Here is a 24,855-nt window from a genome sequence, read left to right as displayed (position 1 = left end):
TGGTTGTGCAATATTTCGTGTCCCCTTCGTCTAGAGGCCTAGGACACCGCCCTTTCACGGCGGTAACAGGGGTTCGAATCCCCTAGGGGACGCCAATTGCGCCGATATCGAGTGAAAGACGATGTCCTCAATAATGATTAAACTAATTCACTGAGTTAGTTTAACAATTATGCTCTTTAACAATCTGGAACAAGCTGAAAATTGAAACAACGCACATTGTTTATCGCTTAAACAATGTGAGAGTCTCTCAAAAATCTCAACTTGAATGCTGTTTTCCGAAGCATCGAGTCGACGAGCGAAATGAGTTCGAGGCGGCCAGCGCGCAGCAAGCGCAGCGTACTTAAAGTACGTGAGCATTGCGAGCACTGCCCAACAAAGAAATCATGAAGCGCAGTCACTCGTTGTCAGAAGACACCTTCGGGTTGTGAGGTTAAGCGACTAAGCGTACACGGTGGATGCCTAGGCAATCAGAGGCGATGAAGGACGTGCTAATCTGCGAAAAGCGTCGGTAAGGTGATATGAACCGCTATAGCCGACGATGTCCGAATGGGGAAACCCAGTGCAATTCGTTGCACTATCGTTTGATGAATCCATAGTCAAACGAGGCGAACCGAGGGAACTGAAACATCTCAGTACCTCGAGGAAAAGAAATCAACCGAGATTCCCCTAGTAGCGGCGAGCGAACGGGGAGCAGCCCAGAGTCTTAATCAGCATCAGCATCAGGAGAACGGTCTGGAAAGTCCGGCAGTAAAGGGTGATAGCCCCGTATCCGAAGGTGTTGGTGTTGTGAACTCGACGAGTAGGGCGGGACACGTGTTATCCTGTCTGAATATGGGGGGACCATCCTCCAAGGCTAAATACTCCTGATTGACCGATAGTGAACCAGTACCGTGAGGGAAAGGCGAAAAGAACCCCGGCGAGGGGAGTGAAATAGAACCTGAAACCGTGTACGTACAAGCAGTGGGAGCACCTTTTAGGTGTGACTGCGTACCTTTTGTATAATGGGTCAGCGACTTATATTCTGTAGCAAGGTTAACCGTATAGGGGAGCCGTAGGGAAACCGAGTCTTAACTGGGCGATTAAGTTGCAGGGTATAGACCCGAAACCCGGTGATCTAGCCATGGGCAGGTTGAAGGTTGGGTAACACTAACTGGAGGACCGAACCGACTAATGTTGAAAAATTAGCGGATGACTTGTGGCTGGGGGTGAAAGGCCAATCAAACCGGGAGATAGCTGGTTCTCCCCGAAAGCTATTTAGGTAGCGCCTCGTGAACTCATCTTCGGGGGTAGAGCACTGTTTCGGCTAGGGGGTCATCCCGACTTACCAACCCGATGCAAACTACGAATACCGAAGAATGTTATCACGGGAGACACACGGCGGGTGCTAACGTTCGTCGTGAAGAGGGAAACAACCCAGACCGCCAGCTAAGGTCCCAAAGTCATGGTTAAGTGGGAAACGAAGTGGGAAGGCTCAGACAGCCAGGATGTTGGCTTAGAAGCAGCCATCATTTAAAGAAAGCGTAATAGCTCACTGGTCGAGTCGGCCTGCGCGGAAGATGTAACGGGGCTAAACCATGCACCGAAGCTGCGGCAGCGACATGTAAATGTTGTTGGGTAGGGGAGCGTTCTGTAAGCCTGTGAAGGTGTGCTGCGAGGCATGCTGGAGGTATCAGAAGTGCGAATGCTGACATAAGTAACGATAATGCGGGTGAAAAACCCGCACGCCGGAAGACCAAGGGTTCCTGTCCAACGTTAATCGGGGCAGGGTGAGTCGACCCCTAAGGCGAGGCAGAAATGCGTAGTCGATGGGAAACAGGTTAATATTCCTGTACTGGTGATAATTGCGATGGGGGGACGGAGAAGGCTAGGCTGGCCGGGCGACGGTTGTCCCGGTTTAAGGATGTAGGCAGGTGAATTAGGCAAATCCGGTTCACTACATGCTGAGGTCTGATGACGAGTCACTACGGTGGCGAAGTAGCTCATGCCCCGCTTCCAGGAAAAGCCTCTAAGCTCTAGATTATCATTAATCGTACCCCAAACCGACACAGGTGGTCAGGTAGAGAATACTCAGGCGCTTGAGAGAACTCGGGTGAAGGAACTAGGCAAAATGGTGCCGTAACTTCGGGAGAAGGCACGCTGGCGCTAGGTGAAGTCCCTCGCGGATGGAGCTGAAGCCAGTCGCAGATACCAGCTGGCTGCAACTGTTTATTAAAAACACAGCACTGTGCAAACACGAAAGTGGACGTATACGGTGTGACGCCTGCCCGGTGCTGGAAGGTTAATTGATGGGGTTATCCGTAAGGAGAAGCTCTTGATCGAAGCCCCAGTAAACGGCGGCCGTAACTATAACGGTCCTAAGGTAGCGAAATTCCTTGTCGGGTAAGTTCCGACCTGCACGAATGGCGTAATGATGGCCAGGCTGTCTCCACCCGAGACTCAGTGAAATTGAACTCGCTGTGAAGATGCAGTGTACCCGCGGCAAGACGGAAAGACCCCGTGAACCTTTACTATAGCTTGACACTGAACATTGAGCCTTGATGTGTAGGATAGGTGGGAGGCTTTGAAGTGTGGACGCCAGTCTGCATGGAGCCAACCTTGAAATACCACCCTTTAATGTTTGATGTTCTAACGTGGCCCCATCATCTGGGGTGCGGACAGTGTCTGGTGGGTAGTTTGACTGGGGCGGTCTCCTCCCAAAGAGTAACGGAGGAGCACGAAGGTTGGCTAAGCATGGTCGGACATCATGCGGTTAGTGCAAAGGCATAAGCCAGCTTGACTGCGAGAGTGACGGCTCGAGCAGGTACGAAAGTAGGTCTTAGTGATCCGGTGGTTCTGAATGGAAGGGCCATCGCTCAACGGATAAAAGGTACTCCGGGGATAACAGGCTGATACCGCCCAAGAGTTCATATCGACGGCGGTGTTTGGCACCTCGATGTCGGCTCATCACATCCTGGGGCTGAAGTAGGTCCCAAGGGTATGGCTGTTCGCCATTTAAAGTGGTACGCGAGCTGGGTTTAGAACGTCGTGAGACAGTTCGGTCCCTATCTGCCGTGGGCGTTGGAAGATTGAAAGGGGCTGCTCCTAGTACGAGAGGACCGGAGTGGACGCACCACTGGTGTTCGGGTTGTCATGCCAATGGCACTGCCCGGTAGCTAAGTGCGGAAGAGATAACCGCTGAAAGCATCTAAGCGGGAAACTTGCCTTGAGATGAGTCTTCCCTGACTCTTTAAGGGTCCTAAAGGAACGTTTAAGACTAAGACGTTGATAGGCTGGGTGTGTAAGCGTAGCGATACGTTGAGCTAACCAGTACTAATGAACCGTGAGGCTTAACCTGACAACACCGAAGGTGTTTTAGAGAGAACGTTGTGAAGCGCACGCAGAGTGCGAGAAATTAGCTTGTTCAAGATTGCTGTTCTGGTTGGTGTAAGCCGACGGGAACGAAAACCGAATTTGTCTGGCGGCAATAGCGCGGTGGTCCCACCTGACCCCATGCCGAACTCAGCAGTGAAACGCCGTAGCGCCGATGGTAGTGTGGGGTCTCCCCATGTGAGAGTAGGGAACTGCCAGACATCAATTTTAAAGGTTGTGTCAGTACTGACTGACCGCACCATATTGCTGATATGGCTCAGTTGGTAGAGCACACCCTTGGTAAGGGTGAGGTCCCCAGTTCGAATCTGGGTATCAGCACCATGAATTATCGGCATTTAAAAAGAATTTACCTAGCGGCAATAGCGCGGTGGTCCCACCTGACCCCATGCCGAACTCAGTAGTGAAACGCCGTAGCGCCGATGGTAGTGTGGGGTCTCCCCATGTGAGAGTAGGGAACTGCTAGGTTTTAAACATAAAAAAGCCACCTTAATCGGTGGCTTTTTGCTATTTAGCGTTTGCAAAAGCTCCCACAGCCTTTGATATATTGTTTCGATTTTTACTGTTTTAAAGTAATACTCTTAATATCATCAATGTCGCTTCATTATTTAATGATTCTCGTTGGTCGGCCTGATAGACTTGTCTTATCTTTATTTATTGTTTATCGAAGGCTGCAATGAACCCATCCCTTGAATTAAAACCATTTAATAGTTTTGGTATTGATGCAACAGCAAAGTCCATTTGTATTGCTGAATCAGCGGAAGCTATTTATCAGCAATGGCTTGAAGCAAAAAAACAGCAGTTACCTGTTTTGATTCTTGGTGGCGGTAGTAATGTTTTATTTATCGATAATTTTGATGGCGTAGTTATTTTAAATCGCATTAAAGGGATCAATGTAACTGAAACAGCTGATGATTGGCAGGTATATTCAGCAGCAGGTGAAAACTGGCATCAATTTATTGAATATTTAATGAATAACGGTATTAATGGAGCTGAAAACTTAGCATTAATACCTGGCTGTGTAGGATCTGCGCCAATACAAAATATAGGCGCTTATGGCGTTGAGCTAAAAGATATATGTGAGTATGTGGATATGTTGCATCTGATAACAGGTGAAACGGTGAGGATCCAAGCTGAAGAATGTCGTTTTGGTTATCGTGATAGTATCTTTAAGCATGAATATCAGGATGATTACATTATTATTGGTGTTGGGTTTAAACTTTCTAAGCAATGGACTCCAAAACTCACTTATGGCGATTTGGCGCTGTTAGATCCTGAAACAGTCACACCACAGCAAGTTTTTGACTCTGTATGTAATACACGAAAAATGAAATTACCCGACCCTGCTATTACAGGAAATGCGGGTAGCTTTTTTAAAAACCCAATTATCTCGGCAGATAAAGCACAGCAAATAAAGCAGCTTTACCCCACATGTCCACAATATCTTCAGGAAGATGGTTCAGTCAAAGTTGCCGCAGGATGGCTGATAGATCAGTGTGGTCTGAAAGGTTATGAATTGGGCGGAGCGGCAGTTCATACACGGCAAGCTTTAGTGATAATTAATAAAAATCAAGCGACAGGGAATGATGTCGTTAATCTCGCTAGACATATTAGCCAAACGGTACATTCACATTTTGGTATTATGCTTGAGCCTGAAGTGAGATTTATTGGCAAAAATGGTGAAATTAACCCAATGGATTGTATTTTATGAAAGAAACTAGCATACCATTACAATTGATTGAGCTTTTATCGGATGCCCAAATTCACTCTGGACAACAACTGGGTGATAAAATTGGTATGACAAGAGCGGGTATCAATAAGCACATTAAAACGCTACGTTCATGGGGTATTCAGGTACAAACAATTACCGGAAAAGGCTATAAATTACCTTATTCAGTTAATTTGTTGAATGGTGAAGTAATTAGAAAGCAGGTTCAGGGGAGTCATGTGATCGTCGAACCTGTCATTGATTCAACAAATCAGTATATGCTGGATAGAATTCCTAGCTTACAGTCTGGTGATACATGTCTAGCGGAATATCAAAGTGCTGGAAGAGGCCGTAGAGGGCGACAGTGGGTTTCTCCATTTGGCTGTAATCTATATTTATCCATGTATTGGAAACTTGACCAAGGGCCGGCGGCGGCGGTAGGTCTTAGTTTAGTTGTGGGTATCGTCATTGCGAAAACGTTAAACAAAATTAGCAAAGGCAAAGTTAAGGTTAAATGGCCTAATGACCTTTACCTTAATGATAAAAAATTAGCAGGAATACTTGTTGAATTAACAGGTAAAACAGGTGATGCGGCACATATTATTATTGGTATTGGCATTAATATTGGTATGGAGAAAAAAAATATTGATAAAGAAAAATCCATCAACCAAGAATGGGCATCATTGGTAGACGAAGTTGAAAATATTGAAAGAAACGAATTATCAGCAAGTATTATTAATGCATTAAAAGAAGCATTAATCTTATTTGAAAAAGAAGGTTTAGCCCCATTTTTAGAGAGCTGGTTTGAGCTTGATAATTTCTTAGGAAGAAAGGTTAAGTTATTGATTGGAGATAAAATTATCACTGGGATTGAAAAGGGAATTGATCAGCAAGGTGCTCTTTTATTGCAACATGATAATGGTGATATTATTCCATATATTGGCGGTGAAATTTCATTAAGAGCGAATGAAATATAACGAAGTGTTTAATATATATCGACTGATTTTAAGTGTATTTTTTGGTAGTGCAATAAAGATATTTAAATCAGTTGATATCGAGTGAAACAGAAAAATTATTATTAAGGGCGACAATATTTTATTGTTAGAAATAAATAATTAATAATCTACACTTATTATAAATTATTTAAATCATACAGTTAATGCGAACATGATGAGAAGAATACAACAAACAGCTTTATTTTTAGTGTTAGTACATAATGCAAATTTAACTTATGCTGATGACTTAACTTCCGGATACTCTAAACTTTTAACCTTATCATCAAGCAATGATATCAGCGCATCTACGCTGCATTCTGAAGGGGTTGATTACAACAAATATATTTTGCCATATGTATTTGAAAATTTGTATCAGTATGAAGATTATGCATTCTCTCTCGGACTAAAAGGAAGTTATCTTAAAGTTCGCTTAGACCCGATTAGTATCAATGACGATAACGATATTTATTATGGGCGCTGGGATATATTCAATGTAATGGTTACCCCAAAAGTGGATTACAAATTAAATCAATATGTAACCCTAGAAGGGGCGGTTGATTTAGGTTATTCAAAAATGGTGAATAATTCTAAGGTTCGAGGAAGTCAAGAAGTAAAAGAGGGCCTCACCGATAATGGGCTACTTGATTGGGATGTTAATACCTTACATTTTGCGCCTGAAATCGGTGCGAAATTTAAAAAAGCCTTTGATAATAATGATGAGCTCACATTCCATAGCCGCATTTCATATATGGTGTTAACCGGTATTGATAATAATAAAAGCGGCGTTAAAGTTGATGATAATGCAGGAACATGGTCAACCGGAGCAAGTTATTTAGTTTCGGATGCCTTGAATATTATGGAAAAGGATTTTGACCTATTGCTGTCCAATCGAATTGGCGGTTTTTATGGTAAAGGTTATCGTGACTTATCTTTTGGATTTATTAACAGTACTGAAGTTGCAGTTGAAACACCGCTGAAAATTTATGGTTATGATATGAAAATGAAAATCGGTGTAGGCTATCTGTCGAGCGATAACGCCCACGGTACTACATTGGTATTTGGCCTCCAGTAATGATACGAACAGCGTATTTTAAATGCCGTTGGAAATTATCAGTGAATAAATAACAGCCGGTTTTTAGCCGGCTTGCTGTTATTATTTTCTTAACCGAACACTCTGAATGGAATGGTTTTCACCCTTAGTCATGATGAGGCTAGCACGTTCTTTTGTCGGCAAAATATTTTCTTTGAGATTGAGTCCATTAATTTCATCCCAAATAGCGCCAGCGATATTAACGGCTTCTTCTTCACTCAATTTAGAGTAATTGTGAAAATAAGAATCAGGATCTGAGAATGCGCCTTGGCGAAATTTTAAGAATCTCCCCACATACCACTGTTTTAATAGTTCAGGGTTCGCATCGACATAGATAGAGAAGTCAACAAAATCGGATACAAACACATGGTGAGGGTCATGTGGGTAGTCCATATCGCTTTGTAACACGTTCAAGCCTTCTAAAATCAATATATCAGGTTGATCAATGACTTGTTGTTGGTCGGGAACGATGTCATAAGTGAGGTGCGAGTATACTGGTGCAACAACATTGCGGGCGCCTGACTTTATTTGTGAGACAAAGTTAACCAACCTACGCATATCATAAGATTGAGGGAAACCTTTTTTCTTCATGATATTACGATCTTTTAAAACTTGGTTAGGATATAAAAAACCATCCGTTGTGATTAAATCAACTTTTCGATGCTCAGGCCAGCGAGTCAACAGCGCCTGTAATAAGCGAGCCGTCGTGCTTTTACCGACAGCAACACTTCCAGCAATCCCTATAATGTATGGAACCTTAGCGCCATTGGTACCAAGAAATTGTTCTAACACAGCTTGGCGACGTAAATTAGAGCTAATATAGAAATTGAGTAAACGAGACAATGGTAGATAGATCTCAATAACATCTTCCATGGAGAGTTCTTCATTAATGCCTTTCAGCTCAGAAAGCTCACTTGGTGTTAATGTTAATGGCACTGAATCACGTAATGTAGCCCAATGTTCTCGATCAAACTCTAAGTATGGTGTAGTAATTAAATTCTCTGTCTGTTTCATAAACCAACATCTGCCTATTCTATGCAGGTTGGACAGGTTGCCTAAACACCCGTATCCGTAAAATTAAGTTGCATCATAGCGAGTGAAAGATAGTAGGCGTAGAACTTTTTATGTTTTATGTGAATTTTTTTTGACGGAGGCTGTAAAAATATCATTAACTGCTGAAAAAAACAGCGATAGACATGGTCTCTAAACAGACAAAAAACGTCATTTTTAATTTTAAAAAATGAGTTCACCATTTTTTTATGGTGCCAAGACACTTTACTGATTAAATAATCCTAGATTATAGTAGCAATTCGCTGTAGATGTTTTAAGCTGAATGTAGCGAAAAAAGCATCAAAATCACAAAAAACGAATAAAATGTGAGCAAGCGAACAAAAAATTAAATTTTTTTGTTGCAAGTCGCGCTCACTCTTCCTAGAATGCGCAGCACTTGATGCCGGCATAGCTCAGTTGGTAGAGCAACTGACTTGTAATCAGTAGGTCCCGAGTTCGACTCTTGGTGCCGGCACCAATTAACAATTTGGATAGGTGGGATACCCAAGCGGCCAAAGGGAGCAGACTGTAAATCTGCCGTCATCGACTTCGAAGGTTCGAATCCTTCTCCCACCACCATCTCCAAGAAGCTTCCCAAGAGGAAACTTTAAGGAACAGTTTAGCAGCTGATAACTCAGGTAGCCGAGTTCATTGCGGGCATCGTATAATGGCTATTACCTCAGCCTTCCAAGCTGATGATGCGGGTTCGATTCCCGCTGCCCGCTCCAAGATGTGCTGATATGGCTCAGTTGGTAGAGCACACCCTTGGTAAGGGTGAGGTCGGCAGTTCGAATCTGCCTATCAGCACCACTTCCCTTATGTTCTCAAATATCTCCCTGATTTGTCTCCTGTAAAAAGCAAGCAAATAGAATCTTAACTGCTTGGTTGATGTGGTGTAGCCACCGATTCCGTGTCTTAGAGGGACAATCTAATGTCTAAAGAAAAATTTGAACGTTCAAAACCGCACGTTAACGTTGGTACAATCGGCCACGTTGACCACGGTAAAACTACCCTGACAGCAGCAATCACTACTGTTCTGGCAAAAACTTACGGCGGTAGCGCTCGTGCATTCGATCAAATCGATAACGCACCAGAAGAAAAAGCGCGTGGTATCACCATCTCTACTTCTCACGTAGAGTACGATACACCAACTCGCCACTACGCACACGTAGACTGCCCAGGACACGCCGACTATGTTAAAAACATGATCACCGGTGCTGCGCAGATGGATGGTGCAATCCTGGTTGTTGCTGCAACTGATGGCCCAATGCCACAAACTCGTGAGCACATCCTGTTAGGTCGTCAGGTTGGTGTTCCTTACATCATCGTTTTCCTGAACAAATGTGACATGGTAGACGATGAAGAGCTGTTAGAGCTGGTTGAAATGGAAGTTCGTGAGCTTCTGTCTCAGTACGATTTCCCAGGCGATGACACACCAGTTATCCGTGGTTCAGCTCTGAAAGCGCTGGAAGGCAACCCAGAGTGGGAAGCGAAAATTGTTGAATTAGCAGAAGCACTGGACAGCTACATTCCAGAGCCAGAGCGTGCAATTGACAAGCCATTCCTGCTGCCAATCGAAGACGTATTCTCAATCTCTGGTCGTGGTACTGTAGTAACAGGCCGTGTTGAGCGTGGTATCATCAAAGTGGGTGAAGAAGTTGAAATCGTTGGTATCAAAGAGACCGCGAAAACCACTTGTACTGGTGTTGAAATGTTCCGTAAGCTTCTAGACGAAGGTCGTGCAGGTGAGAACGTTGGTGTTCTTCTGCGTGGTACTAAGCGTGAAGAAATCGAACGTGGTCAAGTTCTGGCGAAACCAGGTTCAATCAAGCCACACACTACTTTCGAATCAGAAGTTTATATCCTGAGCAAAGATGAAGGTGGTCGTCACACTCCATTCTTCAAAGGCTACCGTCCACAGTTCTACTTCCGTACAACTGACGTAACCGGTACTATCGAACTGCCAGAAGGCGTAGAGATGGTAATGCCAGGTGACAACATCAACATGAAAGTTACCCTGATCCACCCAATCGCGATGGATGACGGTTTGCGTTTCGCAATCCGTGAAGGTGGCCGTACTGTAGGTGCGGGTGTTGTTGCAAAAATCATTGCATAATAACAACCCACTTTAGTAAAAAGGGCATCATTAAGATGCCCTTTTGCATTTCAGCGCTCTATTCCCTATTTTAACTCTCTCACTTTCATTTCACTTCGAACAATTACAAATAAAACTGTTCCTCTAGATATTATAATAATGAGTGATATTTTAATTTATCCATTACATATCAACGCGTTAAATCGATCACAGAACAAACATTAATCTGAGTGCTTTCTAAAAAGATAAGACACAGCGCCTATTATTTAATAGTTGATGTCAAAATAAGGAAGCTAACTATGATTTCGTTTGAAAATAAGGTCGGTATCATTACTGGCGGTAATAGTGGAATTGGTTTAGCGGCGGCAAAAAAGTTTTTAGCGCTAGGGGCATCAGTTGTGATAACGGGGACTAACGTAGTTCGTGGTCAGAATGCTGAAAAGAAATTACAGGAAAAAGGGTACCCGATAAAATTTATACAAATGGATGCTGCTAGCGAAAAAGATAACCAACAATTGGTACAGTTTGTAGCGAAAGAATATGGCACGATTGATTTTTTATTCGCAAATGCAGGGGTTCTGACTGATAGTGCTGCGGATAAATTAGCGTATGAGCAATGGAAGCGTCTCATTGATGTTAATTTGAATGGTGTTTTTTTGATCAATCAGGCAGTGATTCAATATTGGTTAAAAAATCAGCAAAAAGGAGCTATTGTTAACTGTAGTTCGATTTGCTCTTTTGTTGGTCAGCATGAATTTTCTGGATATTGTGCCTCAAAAGGGGGAGTAAAGTTGTTAACGCAAACATTAGCCATAGATTATGCGATCCACAATATTCGTGTGAATGCCGTTTGTCCTGGTTATATTGATACTCCTTTGTTAGATGGACGTCATTTAGATAAGCAGAAATTAGCAGAGCTTCATCCGATGAAAAGAATAGGTACGCCAGAAGAAGTTGCTAATGTTGTTGCATTTTTAGCGAGTGATGCAGCCTCTTTTGTCACAGGTGCTTCATATCTGGTTGATGGAGGCTTCACCGCTTAGCGAGGGAAATGTAAATTAACAATAATGATAATTGAAATGGTAATCATTATTATTTAAACTACCTGTATGTAATTTATACAGGTAGTTGTTATGTACGTATGTCTTTGTGAAGCTATTACCGACAAACAAATTAGGAATGCCGTACGTCAGCATCATGTGGCATCCTTAAAAGGTTTACGCCAAATTCTTCCCATTGGTCGTGAGTGTGGCAAATGTATTAGGCAAACACGTGAAATTATGAATGAAGAGCTAATACATATCGGCCAGCTACACATTGCTGAAGTCGCTTAATCGAAATAAGAATCATTTAACTCATTCATTAATAAGTAACTTTCATTTTAAATCTTGCAGATAAAATTACTCATTCATCGAATTTCAGTACTACACTTTAAAGACTGGAAGCGATGGAGGATTAAAAATGAAAGGCGATAAAAAAATGATAGCCCATTTAAACAAACTGTTGGGCAATGAATTAGTAGCAATTAATCAATATTTTCTTCATGCCCGTATGTTCAAAAATTGGGGATTAACCCGCCTCAACGAAGTGGAATACCATGAATCAATTGATGAAATGAAGCATGCAGATAAATATATTGAGCGTATATTATTTCTTGAAGGAATACCTAACCTACAAGATCTGGGTAAACTGAACATTGGTGAAGATGTTGAAGAAATGTTGGCCTCAGATCTCAAACTCGAATTAGATGGTGCTAAAAATCTGAAAGAAGCGATCAGTTATGCTGATTCCATCCATGACTATGTTAGTCGTGACTTAATGATTGAAATCTTAGCAGATGAAGAGAACCATATTGATTGGATTGAGACTCAGCTCGATTTAATTAAACGTATGGGGATTCAAAACTATACGCAAGCTCAAATCATCGAAGAGTAATCAAACTTCACATTATGCATTTTCCAAAAATGCCTCATTTGCTTACTGTGCGATGGGGCATTTTTTATTATCGGCAAAGAGGGAAGGGGGATAAAAATCAGAAAAATTCGCACATATTTTCCACGATTACTTGCGTTTAAGATTCAGTTGCGTATAATGCGCGGGCTTACTGATTAGTAATCTCTAATTTTTTAGGTTTTAAAGGTCAGTATTGAGTCAACGATTTGTTGCTCATTTAGACAATACTCCCGATTTGGGGGTTACATCAAAGAACGATTACACTCCCCCATCAATCGAAATGGGTGCGAGGAGTAATTATTTACGTTTATAAAATAGTTGGAGCTCTGGTCTCATGCAGAACCAAAGAATCCGTATCCGCCTGAAAGCCTTTGATCATCGTTTAATTGATCAATCAACTGCGGAAATCGTAGAGACTGCTAAGCGCACTGGTGCGCAAGTTCGTGGTCCTATCCCGCTGCCGACACGTAAAGAGCGTTTTACCGTTCTGATTTCTCCGCACGTTAACAAAGATGCGCGTGATCAGTACGAAATTCGCACTCACAAACGTCTGGTTGACATCGTTGAGCCAACCGAGAAGACCGTTGATGCTCTGATGCGTCTGGACCTGGCTGCCGGCGTAGACGTGCAGATCAGCCTGGGTTAATCAGGTCGTCGAACGATTGAGAGGTTGAAACAATGATTGGTTTAGTCGGTAAGAAAGTGGGTATGACTCGTATCTTCACTGAAGATGGCGTTTCTATCCCTGTAACTGTTATCGAAATCGAAAATAACCGTGTTACTCAGGTTAAAACTGCAGAAACTGACGGTTACAATGCAATTCAGGTGACTACTGGTAGCAAAAAAGCGAACCGTGTATCTAAGCCTGAAGCAGGTCATTTCGCTAAAGCTGGCGTTGAAGCTGGCCGTATTCTACGTGAATTCCGTACTGAAGAAGGTGCAGAGTTTAACGTAGGTCAAAGCATTAGCGTTGAAATTTTCGCTGACGTTAAAAAAGTCGACGTTACTGGTACATCTAAAGGTAAAGGTTTTGCCGGCACAGTTAAGCGCTGGAATTTCCGTACTCAAGATGCGACTCACGGTAACTCCTTGTCACACCGTGTTCCGGGTTCTATCGGTCAGAACCAGACTCCGGGCAAAGTGTTTAAAGGCAAGAAAATGGCAGGCCAACTGGGTAATGAGCGTGTAACCGTTCAGAGCTTAGATGTAGTACGTGTTGACGCTGAGCGCAACCTGCTGCTGGTCAAAGGTGCTGTTCCAGGAGCAACTGGTAGCAACCTGATCGTAAAACCGGCTGTCAAGGCTTAACGTCGAGGAGATAGGAATGGAATTGGTAATGAAAGACGCGCAAAGCGCGCTGACTGTTTCCGAAACTACCTTCGGGCGTGATTTCAATGAAGCGCTTGTTCACCAAGTAGTTGTTGCGTATGCAGCTGGTGCTCGTCAAGGTACTCGTGCTCAGAAAACTCGTGCTGAAGTTTCTGGTTCAGGTAAAAAACCATGGCGTCAAAAAGGCACAGGCCGCGCACGTTCTGGTTCTATCAAGAGCCCAATTTGGCGCTCTGGTGGTGTTAGCTTTGCTGCTAAACCACAGGACCACAGTCAAAAAGTTAATAAGAAGATGTACCGTGGTGCTCTGAAAAGCATCCTGTCTGAACTGGTACGTCAAGATCGTCTGATCGTTGTCGAGAAGTTTTCTGTTGAAGCACCTAAAACTAAGTTGCTAGCACAAAAACTGAAAGATATGGCTCTGGAAGATGTGCTGATCATCACTGCTGAATTAGATGAGAATCTGTTCTTAGCAGCACGTAACCTGTACAAGGTTGACGTTCGTGATGCAGCGGGTATCGACCCAGTTAGCTTAATCGCCTTCGACAAAGTGGTTATGACTGCTGATGCTGTGAAGCAAGTTGAGGAGATGCTGGCATGATCCGTGAAGAACGTCTGCTAAAAGTACTGCGCGCGCCGCACGTATCTGAAAAAGCTTCTACAGCGATGGAAAAAAGCAATACCATCGTTCTCAAAGTTGCGAAAGACGCGACTAAAGCAGAAATCAAAGCTGCTGTGCAGAAACTGTTTGAAGTCGAAGTTGAAGGTGTTAACACTTTGCTGGTTAAAGGCAAAACTAAACGCCACGGTCAGCGTTTCGGTCGTCGTAGCGACTGGAAAAAAGCTTACGTTACGCTGAAAGAAGGCCAGAATCTGGACTTCATTGGCGGCGCAGAGTAAGTCGGAGGAGTAAAGAACAATGGCAATTGTTAAATGTAAACCTACGTCTCCGGGCCGTCGCCACGTAGTTAAAGTGGTTAACCCTGAGCTGCATAAGGGTAAACCTTATGCTCCGCTGTTAGAGAAAAACAGCAAATCCGGTGGTCGCAACAACAATGGCCGTATCACCACTCGTCACATTGGTGGTGGCCATAAGCAACATTATCGTCTGGTTGACTTTAAACGCAACAAAGATGGTATCCCTGCTGTTGTTGAGCGTTTGGAATATGATCCAAACCGTTCTGCGAACATTGCACTGGTTCTATATAAAGACGGTGAACGTCGTTATATTCTTGCACCTAAAGGCCTGAAAGCTGGTGACCAGATTCAATCTGGTGTTGATTCAGCAATCAAAGCTGGTAACGCACTGCCTATGCGCAACATCCCTGTTGGTTCTACAGTTCACAACATCGAACTGAAACCAGGTAAAGGTGGTCAGTTAGCGCGTTCAGCAGGTACTTACGCTCAGATCGTTGCTCGTGACGGTGCTTATGTCACCCTACGTCTGCGTTCTGGTGAAATGCGTAAAGTTCTGGCTGATTGCCGTGCAACTTTAGGTGAAGTTGGTAACGCTGAACATATGTTACGTGTTCTGGGTAAAGCTGGTGCTAGCCGCTGGCGTGGTATTCGTCCTACTGTTCGTGGTACGGCGATGAACCCAGTTGACCACCCACATGGTGGTGGTGAAGGTCGTAACTTTGGTAAACACCCTGTAACACCATGGGGCGTTCAGACCAAAGGTAAGAAAACTCGTAGCAACAAGCGTACTGATCAATTCATCGTACGTCATCGTTCTAAAAAATAATTAGAGGATAAGCCATGCCACGTTCTCTCAAGAAAGGTCCTTTTATTGACCTGCACTTGCTGAAGAAGGTAGAGAAAGCGGTGGAAAGCGGAGACAAGAAGCCTCTCAAGACTTGGTCCCGTCGTTCAACGATCTTTCCTAATATGATCGGATTGACCATCGCTGTCCATAATGGTCGTCAGCATGTTCCAGTTTTCGTAACCGACGAAATGGTTGGTCACAAACTGGGTGAATTCGCACCGACTCGCACTTATCGCGGCCACGCGGCTGATAAGAAAGCTAAGAAACGTTAAGGATAGGAGGAAGAGATGGAAACTTTAGCTATGCATCGCCACGCTCGTTCTTCTGCCCAGAAGGTTCGCTTAGTTGCAGACCTTATTCGCGGTAAGAAAGTGTCGCAAGCTCTGGAAATTCTGACCTATACCAACAAGAAAGCTGCTGGTTTAGTGAAGAAAGTACTTGAATCTGCAATTGCTAACGCAGAGCAAAACGATGGCGCTGACATTGATGACCTGAAAGTTGCGAAAATTTTCGTAGACGAAGGTCCAACCATGAAACGCATCATGCCGCGTGCGAAAGGCCGTGCAGATCGTATTCTTAAGCGCACCAGCCACATTACTGTGGTTGTGTCCGATCGCTGAGACTCTGGAGACTAGCAATGGGTCAGAAAGTACATCCTAATGGTATTCGCCTGGGTATTGTCAAACCTTGGAACTCTACTTGGTACGCGAATACTAATGAATTCGCTGACAACCTAGACAGCGATTATAAAGTACGCCAGTACTTGAACAAAGAATTGGCAAAAGCGTCAATTTCACGCATCGTTATCGAGCGTCCTGCAAAAAGCATCCGTGTGACTATTCACACTGCTCGCCCAGGTATCGTTATCGGTAAGAAAGGTGAAGACGTAGAAAAACTGCGTAAAACAGTAGCGGATATCGCTGGTGTTCCTGCGCAAATCAATATCGCCGAAGTTCGTAAACCAGAACTAGACGCTAAATTGGTTGCTGATAGCATCGCTTCACAGCTGGAACGTCGTGTTATGTTCCGTCGTGCTATGAAACGTGCTGTACAGAACGCAATGCGTCTGGGCGCTAAAGGTATCAAAGTTGAAGTCAGTGGCCGTTTAGGCGGTGCTGAAATCGCTCGTACCGAGTGGTATCGTGAAGGCCGTGTGCCACTGCACACTCTACGTGCTGATATCGATTATAACACTTCAGAAGCGCACACTACTTATGGTGTTCTCGGCGTTAAGGTATGGATCTTCAAAGGTGAGATTCTGGGTGGTATGGCTGCTGTTGAACAAGCTGAGAAACCAGCTGCTCAACCTAAAAAGCAGCAGCGTAAAGGCCGCAAGTAAGGAGAGTCGCTGATGTTACAACCAAAGCGTACAAAATTCCGTAAAGTGCATAAAGGCCGCAACCGTGGTCTGGCACAAGGTACGGATGTTAGCTTCGGCACTTTCGGTCTTAAAGCTGTGGGCCGTGGTCGTCTGACTGCTCGTCAGATCGAAGCGGCACGTCGTGCTATGACCCGTGCAGTTAAGCGTCAAGGTAAAATCTGGATCCGTGTGTTCCCAGATAAGCCAATTACTGAAAAGCCACTCGAAGTTCGTATGGGTAAAGGTAAAGGTAACGTAGAATATTGGGTTGCTTTGATCCAGCCTGGTAAAGTCCTGTATGAAATGGACGGTGTGCCTGAAGAGCTGGCTCGTGAAGCATTCTCTCTGGCAGCAGCGAAACTGCCTATCAAAACCACCTTTGTAACTAAGACGGTGATGTAATGAAAGCACAAGAGCTGCGCGAAAAAAGCGTTGAAGAGCTGAATTCTGAACTGCTGAATCTGCTGCGTGAACAATTCAATTTACGTATGCAGGCTGCAAGCGGTCAGCTACAACAGTCTCATCTGTTGAAACAAGTGCGTCGCGATATCGCACGTGTGAAGACTTTACTGACTGAGAAGGCAGGTGCGTAATGAGCGATAAAATCCGTACTCTGCAAGGTCGTGTAGTTAGCGATAAAATGGAGAAATCCATCGTTGTTGCTATCGAGCGTATGGTGAAGCACCCTCTGTATGGTAAATTCATCCGTCGTACGACTAAATTGCACGTACATGACGAGAACAATGAATGTGGTATCGGTGACGTGGTAGAAATCCGCCAAACTCGTCCACTGTCTAAGACTAAGTCTTGGGCCTTAGTTCGCGTTGTTGAAAAAGCAATTCTGTAATAGAATAGCTTCTTCTGATAAATAAACGGCTCTTTTTTTACTGGGCCGTTTATTTTTTTCTGTCCATAACGAAGATGTGGTGTTATAATGCCGCGCCCTCGTATTATGGGGTATATTGAACGGTCTCTTCAATAATGAAGTGGCTCAGTAGTAGTTGACATTTAGCGGAGCACTAAAATGATCCAAGAACAGACTATGCTGAACGTGGCCGACAACTCCGGTGCACGTCGCGTAATGTGTATCAAGGTTCTAGGTGGCTCGCACCGTCGCTACGCAGGCGTCGGCGACATCATTAAAATTACTGTTAAAGAAGCAATTCCACGCGGTAAAGTGAAAAAAGGTGATGTCCTGAAGGCGGTAGTGGTGCGCACCAAGAAGGGTGTACGTCGCCCGGACGGTTCTGTCATTCGCTTCGATAGTAATGCATGCGTTATTTTAAACAATAACAGCGAGCAGGTAGTCGGTACGCGTATTTTTGGGCCGGTAACTCGTGAACTTCGTACAGAGAAGTTTATGAAAATTATTTCACTGGCACCTGAAGTACTCTAAGGAGCGGAACTATGGCAGCGAAAATCCGTCGTGATGACGAAGTTATCGTGCTGACTGGTAAAGATAAAGGTAAGCGCGGTAAAGTAAAACAGGTTATTTCTTCTGGTAAAGTTATCGTTGAAGGTATCAATCTGGTTAAGAAACATCAGAAGCCTGTCCCGGCTCTGAACCAACCAGGTGGCATCGTTGAAAAAGAAGCGGCTATTCAAGTTTCTAACGTTGCAATCTTTAACAAGGCAACCGGTAAGGCTGACCGTGTAGGCTTTAGATTTGAAGACGGTAAAAAAGTCCGTTTCTTCAAGTCTAACAGTGAAACTATCAAGTAATTTTTGGAGTATACGATGGCGAAACTGCATGATTACTATAAAGACGAAGTAACTAAACAACTGATGACTCAGTTTGGTTACAATTCTGTCATGCAAGTCCCTCGGGTCGAGAAGATCACCCTGAACATGGGTGTTGGTGAAGCGATCGCTGATAAGAAACTGCTGGATAATGCAGCAGCTGACTTAGCAGCAATCTCTGGTCAAAAACCACTGATCACCAAAGCACGCAAATCTGTTGCAGGCTTCAAAATCCGTCAGGGCTATCCAATCGGCTGTAAAGTAACTCTGCGTGGCGAACGCATGTGGGAGTTCCTTGAGCGACTGATTTCTATTGCTGTACCACGTATTCGTGACTTCCGTGGCTTGTCCGCTAAGTCATTTGATGGTCGCGGTAACTACAGCATGGGTGTACGTGAACAAATCATCTTCCCTGAAATCGATTACGATAAAGTGGATCGTGTACGTGGTTTAGATATTACTATCACCACGACTGCGAAATCAGATGATGAAGGTCGCGCACTGTTAGCAGCGTTCAACTTCCCGTTCCGCAAGTAAGGCAGGGTACTCATGGCTAAGAAATCTATGAAAGCGCGTGATGTTAAGCGTGCTAAATTAGCTGATAAGTTCTTCGCAAAGCGCGTTGAGCTGAAAGCTATCATCTCTGATGTAAAAGCATCTGATGAAGATCGCTGGGACGCTGTTCTCAAGCTGCAAACACTGCCACGTGATTCAAGTCCTTCTCGTCAGCGTAACCGCTGCCGTCAAACTGGGCGTCCGCACGGTTTCCTGCGGAAATTTGGTCTGAGCCGTATTAAAGTCCGTGAAGCCGCTATGCGCGGTGAAATCCCGGGCCTTAAAAAGGCTAGTTGGTAATTGTCACCATATTGAATCACGGGAGTAAAGACAGATGAGCATGCAAGATCCCATCGCGGATATGCTGACCCGTATCCGTAACGGTCAGGCCGCGAACAAAGTTGCGGTCACCATGCCTTCCTCCAAGCTGAAAGTGGCAATTGCCAAAGTGCTGAAGGAAGAAGGTTATATTGAAGATTTTAAAATTGAAGGCGACATCAAGCCAGAATTGGAACTGACTCTGCGTTATTTCCAAGGTAAGGCTGTTGTAGAAAGCATTCAGCGTGTAAGCCGCCCAAGTCTGCGCATCTATAAGAAAAAAGATGAGCTGCCACAAGTTATGGCTGGCCTAGGCATCGCTGTTGTTTCTACCTCTAAAGGTGTCATGACTGATCGTGCAGCTCGCCAAGCTGGTCTTGGTGGCGAGATTCTCTGCTACGTAGCTTAATTCGGGAGGAAAGAATGTCTCGTGTGGCAAAAGCACCCGTCGTCATTCCTGCCGGCGTAGAGGTAAAACTCAACGGTCAGGTTATTTCGATTAAGGGTAAAAACGGCGAGCTTACTCGTACTATCCATAATGCGGTTGAAGTTAAACATGAAGATGGCCGCTTAACTTTCGCACCACGCGAAGGTTTTGCTGATGCTTGGGCACAGGCGGGTACTTCTCGTTCTTTGCTTAACTCAATGGTTGTTGGTGTTACTGAAGGCTTCACTAAAAAACTTCAACTAGTCGGTGTTGGTTACCGTGCAGCAATCAAAGGCAATGCAGTTAGCTTGTCTTTAGGTTTCTCGCATCCGGTTGAACACGCACTGCCAGCAGGCATTACTGCAGAATGTCCAACACAAACTGAAATCGTACTGAAAGGTGCTGATAAGCAAGTGATTGGTCAAGTCGCGGCAGAACTGCGTGCTTACCGTCGTCCTGAGCCTTACAAAGGCAAGGGTGTTCGTTACGCCGATGAAATCGTGCGTACTAAAGAGGCTAAGAAGAAGTAAGGTAACACTATGGATAAGAAAGCAGCTCGTATCCGTCGTGCGACCCGCGCACGCCGCAAGATCCAAGAGTTGGGTGCGACACGCCTGGTGGTACACCGTACTCCACGCCATATTTATGCGCAGGTTATCGCTCCAAACGGTTCTGAAACTTTGGTGGCCGCTTCTACTACAGAAAAAGCTATCAATGAGCAAGTGAAATTCACTGGAAACAAAGACGCAGCAGCAGTTGTTGGTAAAATTATTGCTGAGCGCGCACTGGAAAAAGGCATCACTGTTGTTGCTTTTGACCGTTCTGGTTTCCAATATCATGGTAGAGTCCAGGCACTGGCAGATGCTGCCCGTGAAGCTGGCCTTCAGTTCTAAGGTAGAGGTGTAAGATGGCTCACATCGAGAAACAAGCTGGTGAACTGCAGGAAAAGCTGATCGCGGTAAACCGCGTAGCAAAAACCGTTAAAGGTGGCCGTATTTTCAGCTTTACAGCACTAACAGTAGTTGGTGATGGTAACGGTCGCGTTGGTTTTGGCTACGGCAAAGCGCGCGAAGTTCCGGCAGCAATCCAGAAAGCGATGGAAAAAGCCCGTCGCAGTATGAAAACCGTTGCTCTAAACAACGGCACACTGTTCCACCCTGTGAAAGGTACACACACCGGTTCTCGCGTGTTTATGCAACCTGCTCACGAAGGTACCGGTATCATTGCCGGTGGTGCAATGCGTGCTGTTTTAGAAGTAGCTGGAGTTCGCAACGTACTGGCTAAAACCTATGGTTCCACAAACCCAATCAACGTGGTTCGTGCAACACTGGATGCTTTAGACAGCATGAAGTCTCCAGAAATGGTCGCAGCTAAGCGTGGAAAATCCGTCGAAGAAATTCTGGGGTAATCAGCCATGGCTAAGACTATTAAAATTACACAAGTTCGCAGTTCAATCGGTCGTCTGCCTAAGCATAAGGCAACTTTGGTCGGTTTAGGTCTGCGTCGCATTGGTCATACAGTAGAACGTGAGGATACTCCTGCTGTTCGCGGTATGGTCAACTTGGTTTCCTACATGGTTAAAGTTGAGGAGTAAGAGATGCGTTTAAATACTCTGTCTCCGGCTGAAGGTGCCAAGCACGCGCCTAAGCGCTTAGGTCGTGGTATCGGTTCTGGTCTGGGTAAAACCGGCGGACGTGGTCACAAAGGTCAGAAATCTCGTTCTGGCGGTGGCGTACGTCGTGGTTTTGAAGGTGGCCAGATGCCTTTATACCGTCGTCTACCAAAATTTGGTTTTACTTCACGTAAAGCAATGATCACCGCAGAGATTCGTCTGTCTGATTTTGCTGCTGTTGAAGGCGATGTAATTGATCTGAACGCACTAAAAGCCGCGAATGTTGTTGGCATCCAGATTGAATATGCGAAAGTTATTCTGTCTGGCGAAGTGAATCGTGCAGTTACTGTACGTGGCCTTCGTGTTACTAAAGGTGCTCGCGCTGCGATTGAAGCTGCCGGCGGTAAAATTGAGGAATAAGTGACAGATGGCTAAACAACCAGGATTAGATTTTCAAAGTGCCAAGGGTGGAGTTGGTGAACTGAAGCGCAGACTTTTGTTTGTTATTGGTGCACTAATCGTTTTCCGAATTGGTTCTTTTATTCCAATCCCTGGTATTGATGCCACTGTGCTTGCCAAATTGCTCGAACAGCAACAAGGCACCATCATTGATATGTTTAACATGTTCTCTGGTGGTGCTCTTAGCCGAGCTTCTATCTTTGCTTTGGGTATTATGCCGTATATTTCTGCGTCAATTATTATCCAATTATTATCTGTGGTTAACCCACGATTAGCAGAGATTAAGAAAGAAGGTGAAGCAGGTCGTCGGAAGATAAGCCAATATACCCGTTGGGGTACTTTGGTTTTAGCAATATTCCAATCTGTTGGTATTGCGATGGGTCTTCCGAATATGCCAGGGATGCAAGGGCTAGTTATTGATCCGGGTCTCCCGTTCTACTTCACGGCTGTTGTTAGCTTAGTTACTGGAACCATGTTCTTGATGTGGCTAGGTGAGCAGATAACTGAAAGAGGTATTGGTAACGGTATCTCAATCATTATCTTCGCTGGTATCGTTGCGGGTCTACCGCCGGCCATTGGCCATACTATCGAGCAAGCTCGGCAAGGCGATCTGCACTTCCTCCTGTTGCTGTTGGTTGCAGTGCTCGTATTCGCGGTAACTTTCTTTGTTGTATTCATGGAGCGTGGTCAACGTCGTATCGTTGTTAACTACGCGAAACGTCAACAAGGACGCCGTGTTTATGCTGCACAAAGCACACATTTACCACTAAAAGTGAATATGGCGGGTGTAATTCCTGCAATTTTTGCTTCCAGTATCATACTGTTCCCGGGTACAATAGCATCCTGGTTCGGTGATGGGACTGGTTGGGACTGGTTAACGACTATTTCGATGTATTTACAACCAGGCCAACCGTTGTATGTGTTGCTTTATGCTTCTGCGATCATCTTCTTCTGTTTCTTCTATACGGCGTTGGTTTTCAACCCAAGAGAAACGGCAGATAACCTGAAGAAGTCCGGTGCATTTGTACCAGGAATTCGTCCGGGAGAGCAAACGGCCAAGTACATTGATAAGGTAATGACACGTCTAACTTTAGTTGGCGCGCTCTATATTACCTTTATCTGCCTAATCCCGGAGTTCATGCGTGACGCAATGAAAGTACCTTTTTACTTTGGTGGTACTTCCCTATTAATCGTAGTCGTCGTTATCATGGACTTTATGGCTCAAGTGCAAACTCTCATGATGTCAAGTCAATATGAGTCTGCATTGAAGAAAGCAAATCTTAAAGGTAAGTAATCACTTAGTGTGATTATGGTTTGCTTTAGAAGTTACGGAGAGTAAAAATGAAAGTTCGTGCTTCCGTCAAGAAATTATGCCGTAACTGTAAAGTTATCCGTCGCAATGGTAGCGTTCGTGTAATTTGCAGTGTTGAACCAAGACATAAACAACGTCAAGGTTAAGAAAAAGCATTTTTTTCTTGCAAAGTTGGGTTGAGCTGGCTAAATTAGCCAGCCAATCTTTTTTATCGAAGATACATTATTGTTTGAGTATCCTGAAAACGGGCTTTTCAGCACAGTAATGTATATTTTAACTTAGGAGTGCATAGTGGCCCGTATAGCAGGCATTAACATTCCTGATCATAAACATACCGTAATCGCTTTAACATCGATTTTCGGAATCGGCAAAACTCGTTCACAGGCTATCTGTGAAGCAACTGGTATTGCTGAAAATGTTAAGATCAGTGAGCTGTCTGAAGAACAAATCGACAAGCTGCGTGACGAAGTTGCCAAGTATGTGGTAGAAGGTGACCTACGTCGTGAAATTACCCTGAGCATCAAGCGTCTGATGGACCTTGGATGTTACCGTGGTTTACGTCATCGTCGTGGTCTTCCTGTGCGCGGACAGCGTACTAAGACTAACGCTCGTACCCGTAAGGGTCCGCGTAAGCCGATCAAGAAATAAGTCGGGGTACTGAATAATGGCAAAGGCACCAATTCGTGCACGTAAACGTGTAAGAAAACAAGTCTCAGACGGTGTGGCTCATATCCATGCTTCTTTCAACAACACAATCGTTACTATTACTGATCGTCAGGGTAACGCATTAGGTTGGGCAACTGCCGGTGGTTCCGGTTTCCGTGGTTCTCGCAAATCCACTCCGTTTGCAGCTCAGGTTGCAGCAGAGCGTTGCGCAGAAGCCGTGAAAGAATACGGTATCAAGAACCTGGAAGTTATGGTTAAGGGACCGGGTCCGGGTCGCGAATCAACAATTCGTGCTCTGAACGCCGCAGGTTTCCGCATCACAAATATTACTGATGTGACTCCTATCCCTCATAACGGTTGTCGCCCACCGAAAAAACGTCGCGTTTAATACGTTTCGTTTTTAGGACTGTTGGAGAAAGAAAATGGCTAGATATTTGGGTCCTAAGCTCAAGCTGAGCCGTCGCGAAGGAACAGACCTCTTCCTGAAGTCTGGTGTTCGCGCGATTGACACCAAGTGTAAATTAGAACAAGCACCTGGCCAGCACGGCGCGCGTAAACCGCGTCTGTCTGACTACGGTGTTCAGTTACGTGAAAAACAAAAAGTTCGTCGTATTTACGGTGTTCTAGAACGTCAATTCCGTAACTATTACAAAGAAGCAACACGTCTGAAAGGCAACACAGGTGAAAACCTGCTGACTCTGCTGGAAGGCCGTCTTGATAACGTCGTTTACCGTATGGGCTTTGGCGCAACTCGCGCAGAAGCACGTCAAATGGTTAGCCACAAGGCTATCATGGTAAATGGTCGAGTAGTTAATATCGCTTCTTATCAGGTTTCCCCGAATGACGTTATCAGCGTTCGTGAGAAAGCGAAAAAACAGTCTCGTATTAAGGCTGCTTTAGAGCTGGCTGAACAGCGTGAGAAGCCAACTTGGCTGGAAGTTGATGCTGCTAAAATGGAAGGTGTGTTCAAACGTATTCCTGAACGTACTGACCTGTCTGCGGACATTAACGAACACCTGATCGTCGAGCTTTACTCTAAGTAAAGCTTAGCACCA

The 24,855-nt window shown here is 44.6% G+C and carries 34 protein-coding genes, 6 tRNA genes and 3 rRNA genes; 42 read left to right on the top strand and 1 reads right to left on the bottom strand.

Annotated elements, in window-relative coordinates:
• The first annotated feature begins 19 nt into the window (after positions 1–19).
• From G3341_RS18765 to G3341_RS18730, 8 genes are all read left to right on the top strand, one after another.
• Positions 20–95: transfer RNA gene (locus tag G3341_RS18765), tRNA-Glu, on the top strand.
• 333 nt (positions 96–428) lie between these two features.
• Positions 429–3,334: ribosomal RNA gene (locus G3341_RS18760) — 23S ribosomal RNA — on the top strand.
• Positions 3,335–3,453: 119 nt separating this feature from the next.
• Positions 3,454–3,569 (top strand): 5S ribosomal RNA (gene rrf, locus G3341_RS18755).
• Between the two features lie 45 nt (positions 3,570–3,614).
• Positions 3,615–3,690: transfer RNA gene (locus G3341_RS18750), tRNA-Thr, on the top strand.
• Between the two features lie 28 nt (positions 3,691–3,718).
• A 5S ribosomal RNA gene (rrf, locus tag G3341_RS18745) occupies positions 3,719–3,834 on the top strand.
• Positions 3,835–4,042: 208 nt separating this feature from the next.
• A complete protein-coding gene (gene murB / locus G3341_RS18740; RefSeq protein WP_154624963.1) occupies positions 4,043–5,077 on the top strand; it encodes a UDP-N-acetylmuramate dehydrogenase in 1,035 nt (344 codons plus the stop codon).
• Entirely contained in the window at positions 5,074–6,051 is a 978-nt protein-coding gene (gene birA, locus G3341_RS18735) for a bifunctional biotin--[acetyl-CoA-carboxylase] ligase/biotin operon repressor BirA (protein WP_163863319.1), read from the top strand. The genes murB and birA overlap by 4 nt, the downstream gene beginning before the upstream one ends.
• Positions 6,052–6,244: 193 nt before the next feature.
• Positions 6,245–7,141: a hypothetical protein gene (locus G3341_RS18730; RefSeq protein WP_163863317.1), complete on the top strand. Its 897-nt coding sequence runs from the start codon at positions 6,245–6,247 to the stop codon at positions 7,139–7,141.
• Between the two features lie 81 nt (positions 7,142–7,222).
• On the opposite strand, the gene coaA is transcribed toward G3341_RS18730, so the two are convergent.
• The gene (gene coaA, locus G3341_RS18725) at positions 7,223–8,173 is read right to left on the bottom strand and encodes a type I pantothenate kinase (RefSeq protein WP_154624779.1); all 951 of its coding nucleotides are present in this window, start codon (positions 8,171–8,173) and stop codon (positions 7,223–7,225) included.
• A gap of 438 nt (positions 8,174–8,611) precedes the next feature.
• On the opposite strand from coaA, the gene G3341_RS18720 reads away from it, so the two are divergent.
• The 34 genes from G3341_RS18720 to rpsD all read left to right on the top strand — a co-directional run bounded on the left by G3341_RS18720 (position 8,612) and on the right by rpsD (position 24,843).
• Positions 8,612–8,687, top strand: a tRNA-Thr gene (locus tag G3341_RS18720).
• Positions 8,688–8,703: 16 nt separating this feature from the next.
• Positions 8,704–8,788: transfer RNA gene (locus G3341_RS18715), tRNA-Tyr, on the top strand.
• Positions 8,789–8,862: 74 nt separating this feature from the next.
• Positions 8,863–8,937, top strand: a tRNA-Gly gene (locus G3341_RS18710).
• Between the two features lie 6 nt (positions 8,938–8,943).
• Positions 8,944–9,019, top strand: a tRNA-Thr gene (locus G3341_RS18705).
• Between the two features lie 121 nt (positions 9,020–9,140).
• Entirely contained in the window at positions 9,141–10,325 is a 1,185-nt protein-coding gene (gene tuf / locus G3341_RS18700; protein WP_154624778.1) for an elongation factor Tu, read from the top strand.
• Positions 10,326–10,603: 278 nt separating this feature from the next.
• Positions 10,604–11,347, top strand: coding sequence for an SDR family NAD(P)-dependent oxidoreductase (locus G3341_RS18695; RefSeq protein WP_163863315.1), 744 nt, complete (start codon positions 10,604–10,606; stop codon positions 11,345–11,347).
• 90 nt (positions 11,348–11,437) lie between these two features.
• Entirely contained in the window at positions 11,438–11,638 is a 201-nt protein-coding gene (gene bfd / locus G3341_RS18690) for a bacterioferritin-associated ferredoxin (protein ID WP_154624959.1), read from the top strand.
• Positions 11,639–11,765: 127 nt separating this feature from the next.
• Positions 11,766–12,239: a bacterioferritin gene (gene bfr / locus G3341_RS18685; RefSeq protein WP_154624958.1), complete on the top strand. Its 474-nt coding sequence runs from the start codon at positions 11,766–11,768 to the stop codon at positions 12,237–12,239.
• A 352-nt stretch (positions 12,240–12,591) separates the two neighbouring features.
• Positions 12,592–12,903 carry a 30S ribosomal protein S10 gene (gene rpsJ, locus G3341_RS18680; protein ID WP_001181005.1) on the top strand — a complete coding sequence of 104 codons (312 nt, stop codon included), beginning with the start codon at positions 12,592–12,594 and terminating at the stop codon, positions 12,901–12,903.
• Positions 12,904–12,935: 32 nt separating this feature from the next.
• Complete coding sequence (gene rplC / locus G3341_RS18675; protein ID WP_154624957.1) at positions 12,936–13,565, top strand: 50S ribosomal protein L3; 630 nt, start codon at positions 12,936–12,938, stop codon at positions 13,563–13,565.
• Positions 13,566–13,581: 16 nt separating this feature from the next.
• Positions 13,582–14,187, top strand: a complete 606-nt coding sequence (gene rplD / locus G3341_RS18670) for a 50S ribosomal protein L4 (protein WP_004926458.1) — start codon at positions 13,582–13,584, stop codon at positions 14,185–14,187.
• Positions 14,184–14,486 (top strand): 50S ribosomal protein L23, encoded by a 303-nt coding sequence (gene rplW, locus G3341_RS18665; RefSeq protein WP_004926456.1) that lies wholly within the window; start codon positions 14,184–14,186, stop codon positions 14,484–14,486. Before rplD ends, rplW begins: the two co-directional genes overlap by 4 nt.
• A gap of 19 nt (positions 14,487–14,505) precedes the next feature.
• Positions 14,506–15,330 carry a 50S ribosomal protein L2 gene (gene rplB, locus G3341_RS18660; RefSeq protein ID WP_070928794.1) on the top strand — a complete coding sequence of 275 codons (825 nt, stop codon included), beginning with the start codon at positions 14,506–14,508 and terminating at the stop codon, positions 15,328–15,330.
• Between the two features lie 14 nt (positions 15,331–15,344).
• The gene (rpsS, locus tag G3341_RS18655; RefSeq protein WP_004265426.1) at positions 15,345–15,623 is read left to right on the top strand and encodes a 30S ribosomal protein S19; all 279 of its coding nucleotides are present in this window, start codon (positions 15,345–15,347) and stop codon (positions 15,621–15,623) included.
• Positions 15,624–15,638: 15 nt separating this feature from the next.
• A complete protein-coding gene (rplV, locus tag G3341_RS18650) occupies positions 15,639–15,971 on the top strand; it encodes a 50S ribosomal protein L22 (RefSeq protein WP_004265430.1) in 333 nt (110 codons plus the stop codon).
• 17 nt (positions 15,972–15,988) lie between these two features.
• Positions 15,989–16,690: a 30S ribosomal protein S3 gene (gene rpsC / locus G3341_RS18645; RefSeq protein WP_004926451.1), complete on the top strand. Its 702-nt coding sequence runs from the start codon at positions 15,989–15,991 to the stop codon at positions 16,688–16,690.
• Between the two features lie 12 nt (positions 16,691–16,702).
• Positions 16,703–17,113, top strand: a complete 411-nt coding sequence (gene rplP, locus G3341_RS18640) for a 50S ribosomal protein L16 (protein WP_004926449.1) — start codon at positions 16,703–16,705, stop codon at positions 17,111–17,113.
• Positions 17,113–17,304: a 50S ribosomal protein L29 gene (rpmC, locus tag G3341_RS18635; protein WP_008913885.1), complete on the top strand. Its 192-nt coding sequence runs from the start codon at positions 17,113–17,115 to the stop codon at positions 17,302–17,304. Before rplP ends, rpmC begins: the two co-directional genes overlap by 1 nt.
• Entirely contained in the window at positions 17,304–17,558 is a 255-nt protein-coding gene (rpsQ, locus tag G3341_RS18630; protein WP_154624956.1) for a 30S ribosomal protein S17, read from the top strand. Before rpmC ends, rpsQ begins: the two co-directional genes overlap by 1 nt.
• Positions 17,559–17,735: 177 nt before the next feature.
• Complete coding sequence (gene rplN, locus G3341_RS18625; RefSeq protein WP_004926446.1) at positions 17,736–18,107, top strand: 50S ribosomal protein L14; 372 nt, start codon at positions 17,736–17,738, stop codon at positions 18,105–18,107.
• Between the two features lie 11 nt (positions 18,108–18,118).
• Entirely contained in the window at positions 18,119–18,433 is a 315-nt protein-coding gene (gene rplX, locus G3341_RS18620) for a 50S ribosomal protein L24 (protein ID WP_154624955.1), read from the top strand.
• Between the two features lie 15 nt (positions 18,434–18,448).
• On the top strand, positions 18,449–18,988 hold the full coding sequence (rplE, locus tag G3341_RS18615; RefSeq protein ID WP_070928791.1) for a 50S ribosomal protein L5: 540 nt from the start codon (positions 18,449–18,451) through the stop codon (positions 18,986–18,988).
• A gap of 12 nt (positions 18,989–19,000) precedes the next feature.
• Positions 19,001–19,306 (top strand): 30S ribosomal protein S14, encoded by a 306-nt coding sequence (gene rpsN / locus G3341_RS18610; protein ID WP_154624954.1) that lies wholly within the window; start codon positions 19,001–19,003, stop codon positions 19,304–19,306.
• Positions 19,307–19,340: 34 nt separating this feature from the next.
• Entirely contained in the window at positions 19,341–19,733 is a 393-nt protein-coding gene (gene rpsH, locus G3341_RS18605) for a 30S ribosomal protein S8 (protein ID WP_004907134.1), read from the top strand.
• Positions 19,734–19,747: 14 nt separating this feature from the next.
• Entirely contained in the window at positions 19,748–20,281 is a 534-nt protein-coding gene (gene rplF, locus G3341_RS18600; protein WP_154624953.1) for a 50S ribosomal protein L6, read from the top strand.
• A gap of 9 nt (positions 20,282–20,290) precedes the next feature.
• Positions 20,291–20,644: a 50S ribosomal protein L18 gene (gene rplR / locus G3341_RS18595; RefSeq protein WP_070928789.1), complete on the top strand. Its 354-nt coding sequence runs from the start codon at positions 20,291–20,293 to the stop codon at positions 20,642–20,644.
• 14 nt (positions 20,645–20,658) lie between these two features.
• Complete coding sequence (rpsE, locus tag G3341_RS18590) at positions 20,659–21,159, top strand: 30S ribosomal protein S5 (RefSeq protein WP_004265471.1); 501 nt, start codon at positions 20,659–20,661, stop codon at positions 21,157–21,159.
• Between the two features lie 6 nt (positions 21,160–21,165).
• Positions 21,166–21,345: a 50S ribosomal protein L30 gene (gene rpmD, locus G3341_RS18585; protein ID WP_004265475.1), complete on the top strand. Its 180-nt coding sequence runs from the start codon at positions 21,166–21,168 to the stop codon at positions 21,343–21,345.
• Between the two features lie 3 nt (positions 21,346–21,348).
• Entirely contained in the window at positions 21,349–21,783 is a 435-nt protein-coding gene (rplO, locus tag G3341_RS18580) for a 50S ribosomal protein L15 (RefSeq protein WP_070928788.1), read from the top strand.
• Between the two features lie 7 nt (positions 21,784–21,790).
• Entirely contained in the window at positions 21,791–23,116 is a 1,326-nt protein-coding gene (gene secY, locus G3341_RS18575) for a preprotein translocase subunit SecY (RefSeq protein ID WP_070928787.1), read from the top strand.
• Positions 23,117–23,163: 47 nt separating this feature from the next.
• Positions 23,164–23,280: a 50S ribosomal protein L36 gene (gene rpmJ / locus G3341_RS18570; protein WP_071548716.1), complete on the top strand. Its 117-nt coding sequence runs from the start codon at positions 23,164–23,166 to the stop codon at positions 23,278–23,280.
• Positions 23,281–23,425: 145 nt separating this feature from the next.
• Complete coding sequence (gene rpsM / locus G3341_RS18565) at positions 23,426–23,782, top strand: 30S ribosomal protein S13 (protein ID WP_004907144.1); 357 nt, start codon at positions 23,426–23,428, stop codon at positions 23,780–23,782.
• Between the two features lie 16 nt (positions 23,783–23,798).
• On the top strand, positions 23,799–24,188 hold the full coding sequence (rpsK, locus tag G3341_RS18560; protein WP_002919257.1) for a 30S ribosomal protein S11: 390 nt from the start codon (positions 23,799–23,801) through the stop codon (positions 24,186–24,188).
• Between the two features lie 34 nt (positions 24,189–24,222).
• Entirely contained in the window at positions 24,223–24,843 is a 621-nt protein-coding gene (gene rpsD / locus G3341_RS18555) for a 30S ribosomal protein S4 (protein WP_004265487.1), read from the top strand.
• Positions 24,844–24,855 lie beyond the last annotated feature (12 nt).

The organism is Providencia vermicola, from assembly GCF_010748935.1.
Classification (GTDB): Bacteria; Pseudomonadota; Gammaproteobacteria; order Enterobacterales; family Enterobacteriaceae; genus Providencia; species Providencia zhejiangensis.
This window is presented reverse-complemented; position numbering and strand designations above follow the sequence as displayed.

Coding starts and splice junctions, on each gene's coding strand:
- murB (WP_154624963.1), top strand. CDS start 4,043: ATGAACCCATCCCTTGAATTAAAACCATTTAATAGTTTTGGTATTGAT.
- birA (WP_163863319.1), top strand. CDS start 5,074: ATGAAAGAAACTAGCATACCATTACAATTGATTGAGCTTTTATCGGAT.
- G3341_RS18730 (WP_163863317.1), top strand. CDS start 6,245: ATGAGAAGAATACAACAAACAGCTTTATTTTTAGTGTTAGTACATAAT.
- coaA (WP_154624779.1), bottom strand. CDS start 8,173: ATGAAACAGACAGAGAATTTAATTACTACACCATACTTAGAGTTTGAT.
- tuf (WP_154624778.1), top strand. CDS start 9,141: ATGTCTAAAGAAAAATTTGAACGTTCAAAACCGCACGTTAACGTTGGT.
- G3341_RS18695 (WP_163863315.1), top strand. CDS start 10,604: ATGATTTCGTTTGAAAATAAGGTCGGTATCATTACTGGCGGTAATAGT.
- bfd (WP_154624959.1), top strand. CDS start 11,438: ATGTACGTATGTCTTTGTGAAGCTATTACCGACAAACAAATTAGGAAT.
- bfr (WP_154624958.1), top strand. CDS start 11,766: ATGAAAGGCGATAAAAAAATGATAGCCCATTTAAACAAACTGTTGGGC.
- rpsJ (WP_001181005.1), top strand. CDS start 12,592: ATGCAGAACCAAAGAATCCGTATCCGCCTGAAAGCCTTTGATCATCGT.
- rplC (WP_154624957.1), top strand. CDS start 12,936: ATGATTGGTTTAGTCGGTAAGAAAGTGGGTATGACTCGTATCTTCACT.
- rplD (WP_004926458.1), top strand. CDS start 13,582: ATGGAATTGGTAATGAAAGACGCGCAAAGCGCGCTGACTGTTTCCGAA.
- rplW (WP_004926456.1), top strand. CDS start 14,184: ATGATCCGTGAAGAACGTCTGCTAAAAGTACTGCGCGCGCCGCACGTA.
- rplB (WP_070928794.1), top strand. CDS start 14,506: ATGGCAATTGTTAAATGTAAACCTACGTCTCCGGGCCGTCGCCACGTA.
- rpsS (WP_004265426.1), top strand. CDS start 15,345: ATGCCACGTTCTCTCAAGAAAGGTCCTTTTATTGACCTGCACTTGCTG.
- rplV (WP_004265430.1), top strand. CDS start 15,639: ATGGAAACTTTAGCTATGCATCGCCACGCTCGTTCTTCTGCCCAGAAG.
- rpsC (WP_004926451.1), top strand. CDS start 15,989: ATGGGTCAGAAAGTACATCCTAATGGTATTCGCCTGGGTATTGTCAAA.
- rplP (WP_004926449.1), top strand. CDS start 16,703: ATGTTACAACCAAAGCGTACAAAATTCCGTAAAGTGCATAAAGGCCGC.
- rpmC (WP_008913885.1), top strand. CDS start 17,113: ATGAAAGCACAAGAGCTGCGCGAAAAAAGCGTTGAAGAGCTGAATTCT.
- rpsQ (WP_154624956.1), top strand. CDS start 17,304: ATGAGCGATAAAATCCGTACTCTGCAAGGTCGTGTAGTTAGCGATAAA.
- rplN (WP_004926446.1), top strand. CDS start 17,736: ATGATCCAAGAACAGACTATGCTGAACGTGGCCGACAACTCCGGTGCA.
- rplX (WP_154624955.1), top strand. CDS start 18,119: ATGGCAGCGAAAATCCGTCGTGATGACGAAGTTATCGTGCTGACTGGT.
- rplE (WP_070928791.1), top strand. CDS start 18,449: ATGGCGAAACTGCATGATTACTATAAAGACGAAGTAACTAAACAACTG.
- rpsN (WP_154624954.1), top strand. CDS start 19,001: ATGGCTAAGAAATCTATGAAAGCGCGTGATGTTAAGCGTGCTAAATTA.
- rpsH (WP_004907134.1), top strand. CDS start 19,341: ATGAGCATGCAAGATCCCATCGCGGATATGCTGACCCGTATCCGTAAC.
- rplF (WP_154624953.1), top strand. CDS start 19,748: ATGTCTCGTGTGGCAAAAGCACCCGTCGTCATTCCTGCCGGCGTAGAG.
- rplR (WP_070928789.1), top strand. CDS start 20,291: ATGGATAAGAAAGCAGCTCGTATCCGTCGTGCGACCCGCGCACGCCGC.
- rpsE (WP_004265471.1), top strand. CDS start 20,659: ATGGCTCACATCGAGAAACAAGCTGGTGAACTGCAGGAAAAGCTGATC.
- rpmD (WP_004265475.1), top strand. CDS start 21,166: ATGGCTAAGACTATTAAAATTACACAAGTTCGCAGTTCAATCGGTCGT.
- rplO (WP_070928788.1), top strand. CDS start 21,349: ATGCGTTTAAATACTCTGTCTCCGGCTGAAGGTGCCAAGCACGCGCCT.
- secY (WP_070928787.1), top strand. CDS start 21,791: ATGGCTAAACAACCAGGATTAGATTTTCAAAGTGCCAAGGGTGGAGTT.
- rpmJ (WP_071548716.1), top strand. CDS start 23,164: ATGAAAGTTCGTGCTTCCGTCAAGAAATTATGCCGTAACTGTAAAGTT.
- rpsK (WP_002919257.1), top strand. CDS start 23,799: ATGGCAAAGGCACCAATTCGTGCACGTAAACGTGTAAGAAAACAAGTC.
- rpsD (WP_004265487.1), top strand. CDS start 24,223: ATGGCTAGATATTTGGGTCCTAAGCTCAAGCTGAGCCGTCGCGAAGGA.